General features: G+C 70.1%; 12 protein-coding genes and 2 pseudogenes. 8 read left to right on the plus strand and 6 right to left on the minus strand.

The window, feature by feature from the left end:
- Position 1 precedes the first annotated feature (1 nt).
- Positions 2 to 745 carry a helix-turn-helix transcriptional regulator gene (locus tag OHA99_RS35815; RefSeq protein WP_366472771.1) on the plus strand — a complete coding sequence of 248 codons (744 nt, stop codon included), beginning with the start codon at positions 2 to 4 and terminating at the stop codon, positions 743 to 745.
- A gap of 65 nt (positions 746 to 810) precedes the next feature.
- Here OHA99_RS35815 and OHA99_RS35820 read toward each other — a convergent pair whose 3' ends face one another.
- From OHA99_RS35820 to OHA99_RS35830, 3 genes are all read right to left on the minus strand, one after another.
- The gene (locus OHA99_RS35820; protein WP_366472772.1) at positions 811 to 2,319 is read right to left on the minus strand and encodes an FG-GAP repeat protein; all 1,509 of its coding nucleotides are present in this window, start codon (positions 2,317 to 2,319) and stop codon (positions 811 to 813) included.
- A 357-nt stretch (positions 2,320 to 2,676) separates the two neighbouring features.
- On the minus strand, positions 2,677 to 3,948 hold the full coding sequence (locus OHA99_RS35825) for an alpha-L-fucosidase (protein WP_366472773.1): 1,272 nt from the start codon (positions 3,946 to 3,948) through the stop codon (positions 2,677 to 2,679).
- Between the two features lie 177 nt (positions 3,949 to 4,125).
- Entirely contained in the window at positions 4,126 to 4,863 is a 738-nt protein-coding gene (locus OHA99_RS35830; protein WP_153181569.1) for an HAD family phosphatase, read from the minus strand.
- Positions 4,864 to 5,394: 531 nt separating this feature from the next.
- Here OHA99_RS35830 and OHA99_RS35835 point away from each other — a divergent pair.
- A complete protein-coding gene (locus OHA99_RS35835) occupies positions 5,395 to 5,997 on the plus strand; it encodes a ScbR family autoregulator-binding transcription factor (RefSeq protein ID WP_153181570.1) in 603 nt (200 codons plus the stop codon).
- 3 nt (positions 5,998 to 6,000) lie between these two features.
- Here OHA99_RS35835 and OHA99_RS35840 read toward each other — a convergent pair whose 3' ends face one another.
- On the minus strand, positions 6,001 to 6,855 hold the full coding sequence (locus tag OHA99_RS35840; protein WP_153181571.1) for a helix-turn-helix transcriptional regulator: 855 nt from the start codon (positions 6,853 to 6,855) through the stop codon (positions 6,001 to 6,003).
- Positions 6,856 to 6,991: 136 nt separating this feature from the next.
- On the opposite strand from OHA99_RS35840, the gene OHA99_RS35845 reads away from it, so the two are divergent.
- The 4 genes and pseudogenes from OHA99_RS35845 (at position 6,992) to OHA99_RS35860 (ending at position 11,287) form a co-directional block, all read left to right on the plus strand.
- On the plus strand, positions 6,992 to 7,846 hold the full coding sequence (locus tag OHA99_RS35845) for an NAD(P)-dependent oxidoreductase (protein ID WP_153181572.1): 855 nt from the start codon (positions 6,992 to 6,994) through the stop codon (positions 7,844 to 7,846).
- 245 nt (positions 7,847 to 8,091) lie between these two features.
- Positions 8,092 to 8,316 (plus strand): annotated as a pseudogene (locus OHA99_RS35850) (LysR family transcriptional regulator); the annotation flags it as partial.
- A 334-nt stretch (positions 8,317 to 8,650) separates the two neighbouring features.
- A pseudogene (locus OHA99_RS35855) lies at positions 8,651 to 9,962 on the plus strand (phytase).
- 107 nt (positions 9,963 to 10,069) lie between these two features.
- The gene (locus OHA99_RS35860; protein ID WP_194280231.1) at positions 10,070 to 11,287 is read left to right on the plus strand and encodes a phosphatidylserine/phosphatidylglycerophosphate/cardiolipin synthase family protein; all 1,218 of its coding nucleotides are present in this window, start codon (positions 10,070 to 10,072) and stop codon (positions 11,285 to 11,287) included.
- Between the two features lie 182 nt (positions 11,288 to 11,469).
- On the opposite strand, the gene OHA99_RS35865 is transcribed toward OHA99_RS35860, so the two are convergent.
- A complete protein-coding gene (locus tag OHA99_RS35865) occupies positions 11,470 to 12,993 on the minus strand; it encodes a glycoside hydrolase family 43 protein (RefSeq protein ID WP_366472786.1) in 1,524 nt (507 codons plus the stop codon).
- Between the two features lie 707 nt (positions 12,994 to 13,700).
- Between OHA99_RS35865 and OHA99_RS35870 the strand changes: the two genes are divergently transcribed.
- On the plus strand, positions 13,701 to 14,426 hold the full coding sequence (locus OHA99_RS35870; RefSeq protein ID WP_153181575.1) for a glycoside hydrolase family 11 protein: 726 nt from the start codon (positions 13,701 to 13,703) through the stop codon (positions 14,424 to 14,426).
- Positions 14,427 to 14,637: 211 nt separating this feature from the next.
- Here OHA99_RS35870 and OHA99_RS35875 read toward each other — a convergent pair whose 3' ends face one another.
- The gene (locus OHA99_RS35875) at positions 14,638 to 15,861 is read right to left on the minus strand and encodes an MFS transporter (protein ID WP_366472775.1); all 1,224 of its coding nucleotides are present in this window, start codon (positions 15,859 to 15,861) and stop codon (positions 14,638 to 14,640) included.
- A gap of 84 nt (positions 15,862 to 15,945) precedes the next feature.
- Here OHA99_RS35875 and OHA99_RS35880 point away from each other — a divergent pair, with 84 nt between their 5' ends.
- Entirely contained in the window at positions 15,946 to 16,404 is a 459-nt protein-coding gene (locus tag OHA99_RS35880; protein ID WP_153181577.1) for a helix-turn-helix domain-containing protein, read from the plus strand.
- Positions 16,405 to 16,458: the final 54 nt, after the last annotated feature.

Here is a 16,458-nt window from a genome sequence, read left to right on the forward strand (position 1 = left end):
GATGCAGCAAATCCGCCACACGCCTGTCGCGCCGACCCGGACCCAGCGTCTGGCGTCCGGCGGCGAGATCGACGCGCACCGCCACGACGACCACCAGATCGCCTACGCCAGCAAGGGCACCATCGCGGTGACCACCGACGCCGGCTCCTGGGTCGCCCCCGCCACCCGCGCGATCTGGATCCCGGCCGGCACCGTCCACCAGCACCAGGCCCACGGCGAACTCGACCTCCATCTCGTCGGCCTGCCCGCCACGGAGAACCCTCTCGGCCTCGGTGAACCGGCCGTCCTTGCCGTCAGTCCCCTCCTGCGCGAACTCATCGTCGCCTACACCCGCGATCCCGAGGACGACAGCGCACCCCACCTGCGCCTGCGCGCCGTCATGCTCGACCAGCTCAGGATCTCCCCCGAGCAGCCGCTGCACCTGCCGGCCCCCACCGACCTTCTGCTCCGGGCACTGCACGACATCCTGCGCGCCGATCCGGCCGACAACCGTTCCCTCGACGACCTCGGACGGCAGATCGGCGCCAGCGCCCGCACCCTCTCCCGCCGACTCCGCGACGATCTCTGCCTCACCTATCCCCAGTGGCGCACCCAGATCAGGCTCCACCACGCCCTGATCCTCCTGGCCGACGACACCCCTGTCACCGCTGTCGCTCATCGCTGCGGCTGGTCATCCGCCAGCACCTTCATCGACGTCTTCCGCCGCACCTTCGGCCACACCCCTGGCGCCCGCCCCACCGCCTGACCGGGCGGAGGGCTCGGACGACGAGGCCGCCGTCCCGGGAGACGGCGGCCTCCGGCACCGCGCCGTCACTCGTCGACGGCCGCGCCGAACTGTGCGTCGGCCGCCGGCGCTCCGAGGCGTGTGCCGTCGTAGGTCCAGGTACCGGGGCCGACCAGGCCCGACGGCGACGCGGGCACCACCCAGACGAAGCCGTCATTGGTGTTCTCACCCGGTGCCGCCGCCAGGAGTCCGAAGAGACCGTCCTTGTTGGCGTCGATCAGCCGGACCTGACCGCCCCAGCGGTCGGACCTCTCCGCCGTTCCGGGGATGTCGGCGAGCCGCTGGTCGAAGCTCTTCACCCCGGCGCCGCTGAAGCCGGTCCGGTCGCCGCGCAGCACCCACACGGCGCCCGCGTCGGGCACGCTGCCGATGTCCTCGCCGGGTGCCCCGACGGCCAGATCGGGGTGCCCGTCGCCGTCGGTGTCCCCGGCCGACAGCTCGGCGCCCCACTGGTCGCCGGCCTCCGCGGTCCCGGGCACACCGGGGGAGTCCTGGGTCCAGTACTGCGCCGGCTCGGGCTCGAGCCCGGAGAGGTCGCCCCGGCCGAGGTACAGCGTGATGCCGCCTCCCGTCGGTGCGCCGGCCCCGGTGTCGCCGATGACGAGGTCGTCCTGTCCCGTGCCGTCCCAGTCGCCGGAGACCACGGCCGGACCACCCGGGAAGGTGCCCCCGTCGCCGAGAGCGCCGGCATCGGGTGCGCCGTGCAGGACGCGCACCGTGCCGACGCCCGGCTGCTCGCCGCTGGTGACGCCGGAGACGGCCAGGTCGGCCCAGGAGTCCTCGTTGTAGTTGCCGTGGGAGAGGTTGCGGAACTCGAAACCGGCGTCCGACGGCGCGAGGTCGCCCGCTCGCACACGCTGCTTTGCCGGCGTCGGTTGCCGTGCCGTCGAGCCGGGCGAGAGGGTGAAGAACAGCAGCGTGTCGTTCTCCAGGACGGCGAGGGAATCACGCGGGTCGGCGTCCGGGTCCGCCGGATCGGGGGCGAAGTACCGAGCGGCCTCCACGGCCCGTCCGAAGCGGGCACCGGCCCGCGGGGTGTCGTTCTCCAGCCAGGTGCTGTCGGACCCGTGCAGCCCGGTGGGTGATCCCCAGAACACCACGGCGCCGCCCGTGTCGGGCAGACCGACGAGATCCTCACCCGGGATTCCGACGACGGCGTCGTCGTACCCGTCGTTGTCCAGGTCACCGGAGGCGACGGCCCCGCCGAAGCGGTCGCCGGCCTCGGCGCCGCCGGGTACGCCGGAGACGTTCTGGTGGAGCACGCTCTTTTGCGTCGTGCTCAGACCACTCGAGGAGCTGTACTGGACGGTGACGTAGCCGGCGCCGGTAGCGCCGCCCACCGTGGCGCCGGGAGCACCGGTCAGCACGTCGTCGAAACCGTTGCCGTCGTAGTCGCAGTTGCGCTGCTGCCACCCGATGGACGGGAAGGGCACAGGGGTCGGGGCCGGGGCGGCCGAAGGAGCCGCGACGACCGCGCCGCCGCCGAGGGTGAGGAGTACGGCGGCCGTGACGGCCGCTCGTCCGAGGTGACGCACAGGAAGACCTCCCTGGTCTCCGGGACCGCCCGCGGCTCCATGCCGGCCGCGGCGGGTGCGGGCGAAGGTGTGCCGCCACCCCGCTCGCCGGGGCGGGGGACCGGTGCGTTGCCGTACGGCACCGGTCCTCGCCGCCGCTTCCAGCACATGAAGGGCGTGCGACCGTGTGCGTCTCCCGCCGTCGGGCGGTGCGGTGAGGGCACGGACCTTGCTGCGTTCACCGAGTAGACGTCCGCGCTTCGGCGAAGGTTGTACGCGCGTCGGCCCGAACGCCGGGACGCCAGCGGTGGGCGCGCGGTGCGAGGAGCCGCGGGATCGACGGCGCGCCCTGTGCTCGGGCGTGGCCGCGCGCTGTGCTCAGTCGCGGCCCTGACCGGTGTACAACTCCAGTTCCCCGTCGAGTTCGAGGGCGAGGACGGTGCCGTGCGCAGCGAGATCCTCCGGCGCGGGCGCGTCGATCCACAGGTCCCCCGGAACGTCGTGCAGACCCCCGGTGCGCCGGTGGGCGAGTTCCGTCCCGGTCCCGAGGACGCTGATCCGGCGTACCGCGTTGCGCAGGCCCCGGACGCAGACCGTTTCACTCGGCGGGTCGAAACAGACCGGATACAGCGTTCGGCGGTCGGCGGACAGCGTGCTCGGTCCGTAGTGGTGCCCCGGCGGCAGACCCGCGACGCTGCCGTGCACGGCAGGGGAGTGGCGTCGTATCCACTCGCCCAGTCCTTCGAGCCGTTCAGCCTGTTCCGCCACGATGGTGCCGTCGGCGCGCGGGCCGACACCGAGCAGGAGGTTTCCGCCCATGCCGATGGTCTGCGCGAAGTACCGCACGAGTTGGCCCACGGTCTTGTGGTTCACGTCGTGCGGCCGGAATCCCCAGGAGTCGTTGACGGTGAGGCACAACTCCCAGGGTCCCTGCGGCGCCGAGACCGGCAGCCCTTGCTCCGGCGTGGCGTAGTCACCGTGGCCGAGCAGCCGGGAGTTGCACACCGCGTCCGGCGCCAGGTCGCGGACGGTCCGCGCCAGTTCCGACATCCGCCACTGTTCCGCGGAGCGTTCCCACTCACCGTCGAACCAGAGCAGATCCGGCCCGAACCGGGTGAGCAACTCGCGTACCTGGCCGTCCCGGTAGTCGAGATAGCGGTCCCAGGCGCGCGTGTCCTCGGCGCCCGGCGCGGGAGAGACGTAGGTGCTGTCGACCAGCTCGGGGTGCGGCGACCGGGGGTGCCGTACCGATGCGTAGTCCGGATGGTTCCAGTCGGAGTGCGAGTAGTACAGACCGGCCCTCAGGCCCTCGTCACGCATCGCCGCCACGTACTCGGCGACCAGGTCACGGCCGGCCGGGGTGCGACGGACCACGCTCAGGTCGCTCAACCGCGTGTCCCACAGGGCCACTCCGTCGTGGTGCCGAGCCGTCAGGACGGCGTAACCGGCCCCGGCACGGGCGAAGAGCCGGGCCCAGGCGGCGGCGTCGAAGCCGGACGCGGTGAAGCCGTCGAGTTGGCGCATGTACCGTTCGTGCGGCATGACACGGTCGAACAGTGCCCAGGACTCGGGCACGCCCTCGACCGAGTAGATGCCGTAGTGCACGAAAATGCCGAGCTTGGCTTCGGCGAACCAGGGTTGCATGGTCATGGTGGACCGTCCTCGCGTCTCTCGTGACGGACACGTGCCGACGAGCCCGAGCCTCGGACGCGAGGGCCACCGCGACTCCCTTGTCGCGCGAGCCGCAGCACTTTCGCGCTGACACCGTAGCCCTCCCGATCTCATCCCTCGTCCCTGCCCTCGACGGTTGCGTCCCGTCGTACGCGGTCACCCGCTGCGCACCCAGGCCAGCGCCTCTTCGCAGTCCAGCGCCGGGATCCATACGTCGGCCCGGCCGCGGTCGCCGCCGTGGGGCAGCGGTCCCACGCCCAGCACTCGCAGGCCCGCGCGTGCCGCCGACTCGACCCCCGTGAGGGAGTCCTCGACGGCGAGAGCCGCCCGTGGCGGAACCCCGCACAGGCGGGCCGCCCTGCTGTACACGTCGGGCCACGGTTTGGGCCGTACAGCCTGCTCCGCCTCGTCCTCCCCCTCCGCCGCCGGACTCGGCCCGCGGGAGTGCTCGGGCTGCACCGTGGGCACGACGACATGCCGGAAGTACCGTCGCAGTCCGGCGCGGAGGAGGCTCTCGTCCACGACCTCCAGCGGGCAGTTGCTGGCGACGGCCAAGGGAAGCCGGCGCGAGCACAGCCGTACGAACTCGGAGGCGCCCGGCATCGTCAACGGGTCCTCCGTGACGAGCGAGAGGAAGTGCCGGAGCAGAGCCGCGGAGAGGTCGGCGGCCAGGTCGGGCTTGTTCGTCTCCTGTGCCATCAGGCGGCCGCAGTCGAGGTAGTGCACCCCCTTGGCCCGCTCGGCGAAACCCGGCGGAGTCCGCAGTCCGAACTCGCGGAAGGCCCGTGTGCGGGCGTCCTGCCAATGCCGTTCGGTGTCCATCAGGGTTCCGTCGCAGTCAAAGACGATGGCCTCGGGTGACCAGTCGGCCAGGGTGCGTGAGATCGGCGCCATGGTGTCTCCTCGGGTGGGCGGTCCCGCGCGTGGCAGGACCGCGATTCGTGGTGATGCCGCAGGGCATGGCGAACGGTCAGGACCGACCGTCGGCGTTCCCGCCCGGGCTTCGAGCAGGGGGTGCGCATTTACGGGCATCAGCCGCAAAAGGAAAACATTGCGACGGCTACGTTATTTCCGACTCGAAACGAGACGCAATCACCATTTCGAGTGCTCGCCCGCAAGGCGTTCGTGGTGTATGCGCTGCATGGATGCGGGAATCGATCGAGCAGCTGACTGGTAGTCATGGGCCGGACAAGACAGGTGACTTGCCGCGTTTCGGACGCACCAGGCACGCCTGCCGGGGCGCGGTGACGGAGCGGCGCGGTTGACCAGGAATCGCGCCCGGTGAGGTCGGGGTCCACCCGCACGCGTGCATCTTCGAAAGGAATGTGGAACAACCGCGCACGGTTGACGCTCGATTGCTCCAGGCGTACGCGGGCGCACTACATTTCCGTCATTCATTCCAGGACGAGCGGAAAGCGCGGAACCTTGCAGGAACGGGCCAGAGCAACCCGCAGATCACTTCTCGAGGCGGCCGCCTGCCTCTTCGCCCAGCACGGATACGCGGGGACCAGCGTCAATGACATAAGCGCCCGGTCCGGACGCACCAGCGGGTCCGTCTACTTCCACTACACCAGCAAGGAGGGCATCGCGCTGGCCGTCGTCCAGGGCGGCTTCGCCACCTGGCCAGGCCTCGCCGCCTGCTACGTCGACCACACCGTGCCGCCGCTGGAGCGCCTGGTCGTACTGAGTCACGAGGTCGCCCGCGCCCTCTCCGAGGATCCCCTGACCCGGGCCGGCGCCCGTCTGTGGGCGGAGCGCGACACCATCAACCTGCATCTTCCCGACCCGTTCGTTCTCTGGACGACCGCGGTGACACGTCTGCTGGCCCAGGCTCGGATCACGGGGCACCTGGCCGCCCACGTACGACCGGCCGCCACCGCACGGACCCTGGTGCGTGCCTTCTTCGGCTTCTGCACCCTCACCGAGGCCCTCGAAGGTCCCCACGCCGTCAGCGTCCGCGTCGCCGACTGGTGGGACCTGACGCTGCCTGCCCTCTTGCCGGACTCACGCCCGGCCGACGACGCCTGAGCCTCACGGTCCCCCATCCGTAGGCGCCAGGTTCTGCAAGCCCACCACACGCAGCAACCGCAAGCGCTCGTACGACTCCGTGCCCGGGCGGGCCGTGTGGATGACGAGCTGCTGGTTGTGGTCGGAGTTGACGAGAACCTCACAGTCGAGTTCGAGGGTGCCGATCGCAGGGTGCCGGAAGCGTTTCGTGGAAGCGCGCCGTACCGCGACGTCGTGTTCGTCCCAGAGCTGAGCGAATTCCGCACTCGCGGCGCGTAGTTCGGCGGCGAGGGCGGCGGGCTCGGGGTCCGCGGGGCGGGATGCGGCCACCGCCCGCAGGCCGGCCACCTGCTCGCGGGCGCGCTGCGGACGGTCCTCGGGCGGGAACAGCTCCTGGGCCGTCGGATCCAGAAAGAAGCGGCGAATCATGTTGCGCCCTCGAGGCGGGCGGGTGAGGACGTCTCCGCTCAAGGCCCGCGACAACGCGTTCTGGGCCAGGACCTCACCGCAGTCGGTCACCACCATCGCCGGGGTGTCGTGCAGCCGGTCCAGTACCAGGAGCAAGCCCGGGCGCACGTGCGTGCTGGTCGTCCCACGGCGCGGCGGTTCCTCACCGGCGAGGTGGAAGAGGTGGTCGCGTTCGACCTCCGTCAGGCGCAGGGCGCGGGCCAGCGCGGTGAGCATCTGGCGGGACGGGCGCGGACCCCGCGACTGTTCCAGCCGCGCGTAGTAGTCCACGGACATGCCGGCCAGCTGGGCGACCTCCTCGCGGCGCAGCCCTGGTGTGCGACGGCGTGCTCCGGCCGTGAGCCCCACGTCGGAGGGGTGGAGGCGGGCGCGGGCGCGGCGCAGGAAGTCGGCGATTTCGGCGCGATTCACCTTTCCAGGGTGCGGGAGGCCGGCCGCCTTATCCAGGGACTGGCGATCCCCTGATGAAGAAGTCTCTCCCTCCTCGCCCCGCACCGGCCCAGGCTGGTCCTCAACGACAGACGAGACGGAGCGTGAGGAGCACGTCATGCTGACATTGGTGACCGGTACGACGGGACAGATCGGACGTCGCTTCGTGCCGCGGCTGCTGGCCCAGCGCCGGTCGGACGAGCAGGTGCGCGTCCTGGTGCGGGATGCGGCCCGTGGCGAGCGCTTCAAGGAGCTGGGCGCCCAGGTCGCCGTGGGAGACATGCGCGACGGGGAGGTACTCCGTAAGGCGCTCGTCGGCGTGGACGCCGTAGTGAACGTTGCCGCCTCCTTCCGCGGGGTGCCGGACGAGGAGGCCTGGGCCGTCAACCGGGACGCGGCGGTGGCCCTGGGCCGCGCCGCGCAGGTCTCGGGCGTGGAGCGGTTCGTACAGGTCAGTACGAACAATGTGTACGGCGTCGGACGTGGCCGCCCGCTGACCGAGGACGACGCGAGCCGGCCGGGCGGCGCGATGTGGGGCGCCTACCCCGAGTCCAAGGCCGAGGCCGAGCGCGAACTGCTCGCGCTCAGAGGTCTGGACGTACGCATTGGACGGCTCCCCTTCGTCTACGGCGAGGGTGACCCGCACCTCGCCAACGTGATGCACTGGGCGCCTGGTTGGGCGCCGCACCAGCGCCTTCAGATGGCCCACCACGCGGACGTCGCGCAGGGCCTGATGCGTCTGCTGTACGCACCGGGCATCGCCGGCCGGATCTACAACATCGCCGATGACGCTCCTGTCACAACGGTGGAGCTGTATCAGCTCAACGGCGCCAAGGTGCCCGGCGAGCTGTACGAGGTCACGGACCCCGACCCTTGGTTGGGCATCATGTCCAACCAGCGGATCCGCCGGGAACTCGGCTACCGGCCGATCTACCCGAGCGTCTGGACGGCCCGGGACGCCGGAGCCTTGTGACCGCGCACAGTCGGTCCGTCGAGGGAGCCGGGGGCGAGGAAGAAGCAACGGGCGGGATTCGCGCGGACGTCGCCCGCCGGTGATGGCATGAGCACGCTCCGCGCGGGCGGCCTACGCGCCTGCAAGTCTGACGTTCCCGGCGCGGTGTGCTGTCGGAGTGCCACGCGGTGAGACGAGGGCTCCCGGGCAATTCGGCGCGGCCGGTGGCATACAGCCGGGTGGGCCAGGGAGCCGCGCCGCCCGGAGCCCCGTTCAACTCCCTCGCCGGGTTCGACAGCGAGGAACTGATGACCGAGGGACGGATCGCCGTCGTACCCGCCGGGCACCCGCTCGCCGCGCGGAAGACCTTGTCCCTGGCCGACGTCAGTGACGTCCCCGACCTTCCCCTCGTCCGACGGTTCCGCCACGGCACGTACCCACCGGGCCCGGGCCCCGAGATCCACCGCGCTACGTCGGCCGGCCGCCGCATCCCTCGGCGCCTTCTCGGCACCGACCTCGGGGCGTGTGCCCCGAGCGGGACGGGTGACGAGGCACCCGCGTGCAGGGCCTCGATGACACTTGCGCTGCACGGACGCCGCCGCGAGCACCTTGTCCCTCTGCGGTCCCGCTCCCAGGCCAAGTCGAGGGCAAGACGGGTTGATTCACCGCTCGGCCATGCAACAGCCGTGGACGTGTCGCCGGGGCGATGCGTGGCCTCCGCCTGAGTTCTCGATCATGTGACGTCGTCCCAGTGGCGGGTGCGGTCGCGATCCCGGCGTCGGATGCACGTCGGCCTCGCCCGCTCCTCGATGAAGGAGAGAGTCCGTGCACGCGTTCACAAGACGCCGCTCCCGTGTCGTCGCGGCAGTGGCGACCCTGATGTTCACCGCCGCCGTCGCGGCCGTACCCTCGGCGCAGGCCGCTGCGCCCGCCGTGCCACCCGCGGTCGTTCCCCGGGCGGAGACCGCCGCGCTGTTCGACGACGACCAGGGCGGGAACGCGAACGCCGACGACCCGGCGATCTGGCGCAACTCCGCCGACCCGGACGCCAGTCTCGTCATCGCCACGGCCAAGGAGGGCGGCCTGCGGGTCTACGACCTCGACGCCCGGCAGGTGCAGTCGGTCCCCGCACCCGCGGCGCCCGGAGCGGACGACGCTCCCGGCCGCTTCAACAACGTCGACCTGGTACACCGGACGTCCTCGGTCTTTGGCGCCACGGACCTGGCGGTCGTCAGCGACCGTGGCAGCGACAAGCTGCGCATCTACCGCGTAGCGGGTGACCGGCCGGACGCCCCGCTCACCGATGTCACGGACGCCTCGGCCCCATGGATCTTCTCCGGCTCCCAGGAGGAGGTCAACGAGGAGCGCACCGCCTACGGCCTGGCGACGTACACCGACTCCGCGACCGGCAGGTCCTACGCACTCGTCAGCCAGAACGCGACCACCCGCATCGCGCTGCTGGAGCTGATCACGACGCGCGACGGCAAGGTGTCCTACCGGAAGGTCCGCACCCTGGACCTGCCCGCCGCCTTCACGATGCCCGACGGCACGAAGTGGTCCCCCTGCGGCGAACCCGGCGAAGGCCCGCAGGTCGAGGGCATGGTCGTCGACCCGGAGACGGGCGTACTCTTCGCCGGGCAAGAAGACGTGGGTGTCTGGCGGCTGCGGGCCGACCTCAAGGGCGCTCCCGTCCTGCAGGACAAGGTCCGCGAGTACGGCGTGCCGGCCACCTACGACGAGGCCTCCGACGAGTGCGTGGCGGGCGACGACCCCGGCTTCGGGGGTGTCCGGGTGTCGGCGGACGTCGAGGGCCTGACCCTGCTGAAGCAGGACGACGGGGACGGCTACCTGCTCGCCTCCAGCCAGGGCGACGACACCTTCGTCGCCTACGACCGTGAGAGGTCCGACGAGTACGAGTACGAGGGCGGCTTCCGGGTGAGCGCCGCGTCGGAGTCGCTGGACGGTTCCGAGGAGTGCGACGGCGCGGACGTACTCGCCGAACCGCTCGGCAGCAGGTACCCGAACGGCCTGCTCGTCGTCCAGGACGGGCACATGGGCTCCGGAGGACGGCGGCCGTGAAGCCACGGGTTTCAAGTTCGTCGACCTCGCCGACGTCCTGGAGGCGCTCGACGACTGAGCACCGCTCCAGTGTCCTCTCCGCGTGACGGACGTCGATACCCTGCTGGTCGTCTGTTCACGGGCGGGCGAGGTGCTTGCCCGCCCTCAGTTGTCGGAAGGCGCCGTATGAGCATCCTGGAGAACGCCGAACCCGCCGAGGACTCCGGCGAGACGCGGGAGGCCGACGCGCAGGCCCGTAAACAGCGTCTGCGTCGGCGGCTGGAGCGCCTGATCGGCATTGCGGCCACCGAAGGCAACGAGCTCATACCCTTGCGCAACGGCGATGCGATCTTCCCGGCCATGCTCGACGCGGTCCGCGCCGCCGAGCGCACCATCGACATGATGACCTTCGTGTACTGGCGAGGTCAGATCGCCCGTGACTTCGCCGCCGCGCTCGCCGACCGGGCCCGGGCTGGGGTGCGGGTACGGCTGCTGCTCGACGGGTTCGGCGCCAAGGAGATCGAGCAGGAGCTGCTCGATGCCATGGAGGACGCCGGCGTCCAGGTGGCCTGGTTCCGCAAACCGCTGCGGCTGTCGCCGTTCAAGCAGAACCACCGTTGCCACCGCAAGGCCCTCGTCATCGACGAGCACACCGCTTTCACCGGCGGCGTAGGCATCGCCGAGGAGTGGTGCGGTGATGCCCGCAACCCCGGCGAGTGGCGCGACACCCATGTGCAGGTCCGGGGCCCGGCCGTGGACGGGATCGCCGCCGCCTTCGCACAGAACTGGGCCGAATGTCACGACGAACTCTTCGACGACCGTGACCGCTTCACCGGACACGACCAGGTCGGGACCTCGACCGTGCAGGTCGTGCGCGGTTCGGCCAGCTTCGGCTGGCAGGACATGCAGACCCTCATCCGCGTCATGCTCACCTCCGCCGAGGTGCGCTTCCGGCTGGCCACGGCCTACTTCGCCCCGGACCGCTACTTCATCGACCTGCTGTGCGCGACCGCCCGCCGCGGCGTCACCGTGGAGATACTGCTGCCCGGCCCCCACACCGACCAGCGTGCCTGCCAGCTCGCCGGCCAGCACCACTACACCCGGCTGCTGGAGGCGGGTGTGTCCATCCGCCAGTACCAGCCCACCATGATGCACGCGAAGATCATCACCGTGGACGGGGTGGCATCGCTGATCGGCTCGACCAACTTCAACCGCCGTTCCATGGACCACGACGAAGAGGTCATGCTCGCCGTGCTGGACGAAACGTTCACCGCCGTGCTCGACCGGGACTACGACGCCGACCTGGAACGCAGTGTCACCATCGATCCGCGCCGCTGGAGACGGCGGGCGGCCGTTCAGCGGCTGCGGGAGGCCGCGGTCGTCCCCGTCAGACGGTTCCTGTAGGTCGCGGAGCGAGGCCGCGGTTCAGGACGGCGCGCCCAGCGACCGGCCGGAGACGCCGCCGTCCCGGCCGGCGTCCGCGCCCGGCGACCACGGCTCGCCGCCCAGGTCCGATTCCGTGATCCGGAATTGGAAAACGGTCAATTCTCGGCCGAGCGGGTGGGCACTACTCAGCCCCACGGGCGTCACGCGGACGATGCCGGGGCGTACTCGAACCAGTCGAAGGCGACCGTGCCCTCGGTGGCGTACATGCCGATCACACGGCCGGTGAAGCCGCAGGCGACCTCGGTGGACAGGTAGCGCCCGTCCAGCTCGGCGAGTGGCCGGGTGTCCGGAGCGTCGGGATCGCCGAGCCCGAAGGCGATGGTGTCGGGCCCCGTGGTCCCGCCGTCGGTGAGTTCGGGCGACGCGGGAACGAGGTCTGAAGTCCGAATCGTCACGGTGAGGTACAGCGGCCCGGCCGGGACCGGTCGGCGCGCCACGGTCTGGCGCAGCGGTCCGATCCGGGCGACGACACGGACCTCCCCGCCCCCGACCTCCACCTCGTAGTGGTGGGCCTCGTCGAGACGTACGCAGAGACCGCCCCGTCCCGTACCCGGGTCCATCAGGGCGGTGACGCGGCAGTCGTGGTGCTGCTGGCGCCGCCCGACAAAGGTGTACCCGGGGCGGTCGAGCGCCGGGCCGGTGGCGCTGAGGAGTAGCCGGCCCGGGCGCTCGGCGAGCGACCAGGAACCTTCCTGGCGAGCGAACGGCGAGATCCAGTGCGGTGCGAGAGCAGACCCGTCGAAGTCGTCCCGGGCGGGCGGGGCCGGAAGGGGGTGCCAGGCCCCACCCGGGGCCGCACGGCTCACGGGAACGGGCGCGACGACGGGCCATCCGTCCCGGTCCCACTCCACGGGTGTCAGGAACGTCTCGCGGCCGAGCACGTGCACGTCGGGCGTGAAGCCACGGGGGCGGACACCGAGCAGCACCATCCACCAGCTGCCGTCGGGAGCCTCCACCAGGTCGGCGTGGCCCGTGTTCTGGATGGGGCGCGCGGTACCGCTGTGGGACAGCACGGGGTTGGCGGGTGCGCCTTCCCAGGGGCCGCGGGGCGAGCGGCTGCGGGCCACGGACACGCTGTGACCGCGTTCCGTGCCGCCTTCCGCGACCAGTAGGTACCACCAGTCGTCGATGCGGTAGAGGTGCGGCGCCTCGGGGTACTTGAGGCCGCTGCCCGACCATGTGGCGAAGGGCTCCTCCAGCACCTCGCCCTTGACCGGGTCGATCCTGGCCATGTTGACGCCCCCTTGGGGACCGGAGAAGGCACACCAGCAGGTGCCGTCCTCCTCCCACGCCAGGTCGGGATCGATTCCGGTCAGGTCGATCCACACGGGGTCGCTCCAGGGCCCTTCCGGCCGCTCGGCCGAGACGACGAAGTTGCCGCCACCGTCGATGTTGGTGTTGATGACCCAGTAGCGACCGTCATGGTGACGGATGGTCGGGGCGTAAAGGCCTCCGGACGCCTTGGCGCCGGGGAGAGGCAGCGGCAGTTGCCCGGGACGGTCGAGGACGTTGCCGATCTGCTCCCAGTGCACGAGGTCCTTGCTGTGGAAGAGCGGCAGCCCGGGAAAGTACTCGAAGCTGGAACACACCAGGTAGTAGTCGTCACCGACCCGGCACACGCTCGGATCAGGATGAAACCCACTGATCACCGGATTGTCGTACATACGCACGGGAGGGTCTTCCCTTCGAGTCGTCCGGGTGCCGAGAGTCAAACCAGCGCTGTGACCGGGAAGATCGACCGTGACCGGAAGGGGCCTCATCGTCTTCGCGGGGGAGATAGGGCGCCGTCCACCTCCTGGGCCGTCCTTCCGTCGCTGTCCTTCTCCTGGACGTGCCCGGTGGGCGTTCGGGGCTGCGCCGTCAGTGGTTGGTCAGGCTGCGGTGTTGAGGGGGAGTCCGCCCAGCGAAAGCCGAAGGAGTTGGTCTCCGTCTCCCGACGCACCTCCCTCATGTCGCCTTCGAGTAGTTGATCAGCAGTGTCGTGCAGGACGCCACGCGCACGGCCTCCCTTCCGTCATCGAAAGTTTCGCAAATAGTACACGCGATTGCGGGCCATCCCTCTCGCTTCTCATCTCGTCTCTCACGATGCTTGGGGCAATAGGTGCTGTGAGCAGGGAGTTAGTGTCCGCGCGGGCTTCTATCCGTAAAGAGGAAGTTTCCGAAAGTCAGTCGAAACTATTGACAGTGTCATGACGACTTGCGAAAGCTGTGGCCACTGAACGACAGGGCGGCCGTCGGTCCGTTCGCGTCATGTGGCCGGGCACGGCGACCGGTTGTCACGGCGTGACGACCGGGAGGCCCGCAGTGGTTCGTGCAAGGCAGCGGGCGGCAGAAGTCGCTCGCCCCCCACCCGCCTTCATCGGGAGCACGCATGCAGCAGGACGGCACACAGCAGGACCGGACCAAGCAGAACCCCGCCCCCCTCAACGGAGTGAGCCGACGAGGCTTCCTCGGTGGCGCCGGCACCCTCGCGCTCGCTACCGCGTCCGGGCTGCTGCTGCCCGGCACCGCCCACGCCGCCACCACCATCACCACCAACCAGACCGGCACCGACGGCATGTACTACTCGTTCTGGACCGACGGCGGCGGCTCCGTTTCCATGACGCTCAACGGTGGCGGCAGTTACAGCACCCAGTGGACCAACTGCGGCAACTTCGTCGCCGGCAAGGGCTGGGGCAACGGCGGACGCAGGACGGTCCGCTACAACGGCTACTTCAACCCGTCGGGCAACGGCTACGGCTGCCTCTACGGCTGGACCTCGAACCCACTGGTGGAGTACTACATCGTCGACAACTGGGGCAGCTACCGGCCCACCGGTACGTACAAGGGCACCGTCTCCAGCGACGGCGGCACCTATGACATCTACCAGACGACCCGGTACAACGCCCCCTCCGTGGAAGGAACCAAGACCTTCCAGCAGTACTGGAGCGTCCGGCAGTCGAAGGTGACCAGCGGGTCCGGCACCATCACCACCGGCAACCACTTCGACGCCTGGGCACGCGCGGGCATGAACATGGGTCAGTTCAAGTACTACATGATCATGGCCACCGAGGGCTATCAGAGCAGTGGAAGCTCGAACATCACGGTCAGCGGTTGATCTCTGTCCGGTGGACAGCGGATTGTGGGCCCCGCCTGCGGGGCGGGGCCCACAACCGTCGTCGACGGCGGGACCGGTGCGCGCCGCAGCAGCACTCGAATGCCTGTGGATCGTCCTCGGGCGGGCACCACGCCCGTGGGTCGGCTGACGGCACCTCAGCAGTGAGCCACGTCAAGACCCTGGCCGAAGCCCGCGAACGACGCTTCCACGGTCACGGTGTCCGTTCGGGGCTGCGCGGGACAGGAGGAGGCAGTCGCACGAGTACGTCTCGTCGCGTGTCGGCGGCTGGGTGTCGGTTGACGGCCCAGGCAAGGAGCGCGCAGAGGGCGAAGGCTGCGCCGAGAAGGCTGGATCCGGCCCACCCCGCGGCCGAGTACACCGCGGTGGTGCTGGTTGCTCCGACGGCAGAGCCGAAGGAGTAGAAAATCATGTAGCCGCCGATGACACTGCTGGTCCGGTGTGAGTACGCGGCCGTGAGCAGGTGCTGGTTGCTGACGTGTACTGCCTGCACCGCGAAGTCGAGAACGATCACGCCGACAACGACCGGCCAGAGCGACCAGGATGCTTGTCCTGTCGCCAGCCATGAAGCGGCCAGGAGCGCGAGTGCCCCGCCGGTGACGGTGTTGGCGCGGCCGGCGTCGGCCCCCTGCCCGGCCCGGGAGGCGCCCAGCGCCCCGGCGAGTCCGGCGATCCCGAAGAGACCGATCTGGGCCGTGCTCAGATGCCATGGTTCGGCCGCGAGCGGCAGGGCCAGGCCGCTCCACAGCGTGCCGAAGGATGCGAACAGGAAGAACGTGATCAGTCCGCGCGACACGAACAGGCGCTCACGGAACAGGCGCCCCAACGAGATCAGCACCGCGCCATACGTGGTCCGGCCGTCGCGCGGGTCGGACGGCAGGAGCCTCAGCACGGAGCCGGTGAGCGCGACGAGGAGCACGGCAAGTACCACGTAGATGCTTCGCCAGCCCCAGAGGGCGGCGAGACTGCCGGCGAGCAGGCGCGCTCCGAGAATGCCGATGACGACACCGGAGGTCACGGCGCCGAGTGTGCGGCCGCGTTCCGCTGCCATGGACAGGTCGGCGGCGAAGGCGACCGTGGTCTGAACGACGACCGCGAACAGACCGGCGAGGGCCACCCCGGCAAGCAGGAACCATGGCTGGGCAGCGACTGCTGCCAGAGCCATGCCGACCGCGGCAAGGAGAAGGTGTCCGGCAATGAGCTTGCGCCGGTCGAACATGTCCCCCAGAGGGACAAGAAGGACCAAGCCGATCAGGTAGCCGAACTGTCCCGTGGTGACGATCCATCCCAGGTCGGCTTCCGGCAGGCCCAGGTCACCGCCGATCTGGGCCAGTACGGGCTGCGCCACGTAGATCGTCGCGACCGCGACCGCGCAGATCACGGCGAACAGCGTCCTCAGGCCAGACGTGAGACCCACCGACCCACCTCCAATGAGTAGCAAAATGCAACCAACATGAAGGTACGTAGAATGGTCTCGATTCGCAACTCTTGAGGAGGAGTCATGGCTCGCACCGCGCCCAGTGTCGAGGAGATGACCTGGACCGACGCCTCCTGTCCCGTAGCGCGCACGCTCGACCTGGTCGGAGACCGGTGGAGCCTGCTGGTCATTCGCGACGCGATGGACGGCGCGCGAGCGTTCACCGACTTCCAGCACCGCACCGGAATCGCGCGGAACATCCTCACCGACCGCCTGCGCCGCTTGGTCGAACGTGGAATCCTCGAGCGGCAGACCGCCCCGACGGGGCGGCGACAGCACTACGTCCTCACAGAGGCGGGCCGAGACCTCTTCGCCGTCATCGTGGCTGCGCGCCAGTGGGGCGAGCGGCACGCCTTCGCACCATCCGAAGCCCACTCAGTTCTCGTTGACGAAAGCGGTCTCCCGCTCTCCGAGCTCCGTCCTGCCGACGCGCACGGCAGGCCCGTGGACATCGATACGACCTCTGTGCTGCACGAACGCTGACCGCAGGGAAGCCGTCTACCTCTCCTGGGGGGTGGCGACATGGTCGACCACCAG

This window comes from Streptomyces coelicoflavus, assembly GCF_045041415.1.
Classification (GTDB): domain Bacteria; phylum Actinomycetota; class Actinomycetes; order Streptomycetales; family Streptomycetaceae; genus Streptomyces; species Streptomyces coelicoflavus.

Coding starts and splice junctions, on each gene's coding strand:
- OHA99_RS35865 (WP_366472786.1), bottom strand. CDS start 12,993: ATGTACGACAATCCGGTGATCAGTGGGTTTCATCCTGATCCGAGCGTG.
- OHA99_RS35860 (WP_194280231.1), top strand. CDS start 10,070: ATGAGCATCCTGGAGAACGCCGAACCCGCCGAGGACTCCGGCGAGACG.
- OHA99_RS35825 (WP_366472773.1), bottom strand. CDS start 3,948: ATGACCATGCAACCCTGGTTCGCCGAAGCCAAGCTCGGCATTTTCGTG.
- OHA99_RS35845 (WP_153181572.1), top strand. CDS start 6,992: ATGCTGACATTGGTGACCGGTACGACGGGACAGATCGGACGTCGCTTC.
- OHA99_RS35870 (WP_153181575.1), top strand. CDS start 13,701: ATGCAGCAGGACGGCACACAGCAGGACCGGACCAAGCAGAACCCCGCC.
- OHA99_RS35815 (WP_366472771.1), top strand. CDS start 2: ATGCAGCAAATCCGCCACACGCCTGTCGCGCCGACCCGGACCCAGCGT.
- OHA99_RS35880 (WP_153181577.1), top strand. CDS start 15,946: ATGGCTCGCACCGCGCCCAGTGTCGAGGAGATGACCTGGACCGACGCC.
- OHA99_RS35830 (WP_153181569.1), bottom strand. CDS start 4,863: ATGGCGCCGATCTCACGCACCCTGGCCGACTGGTCACCCGAGGCCATC.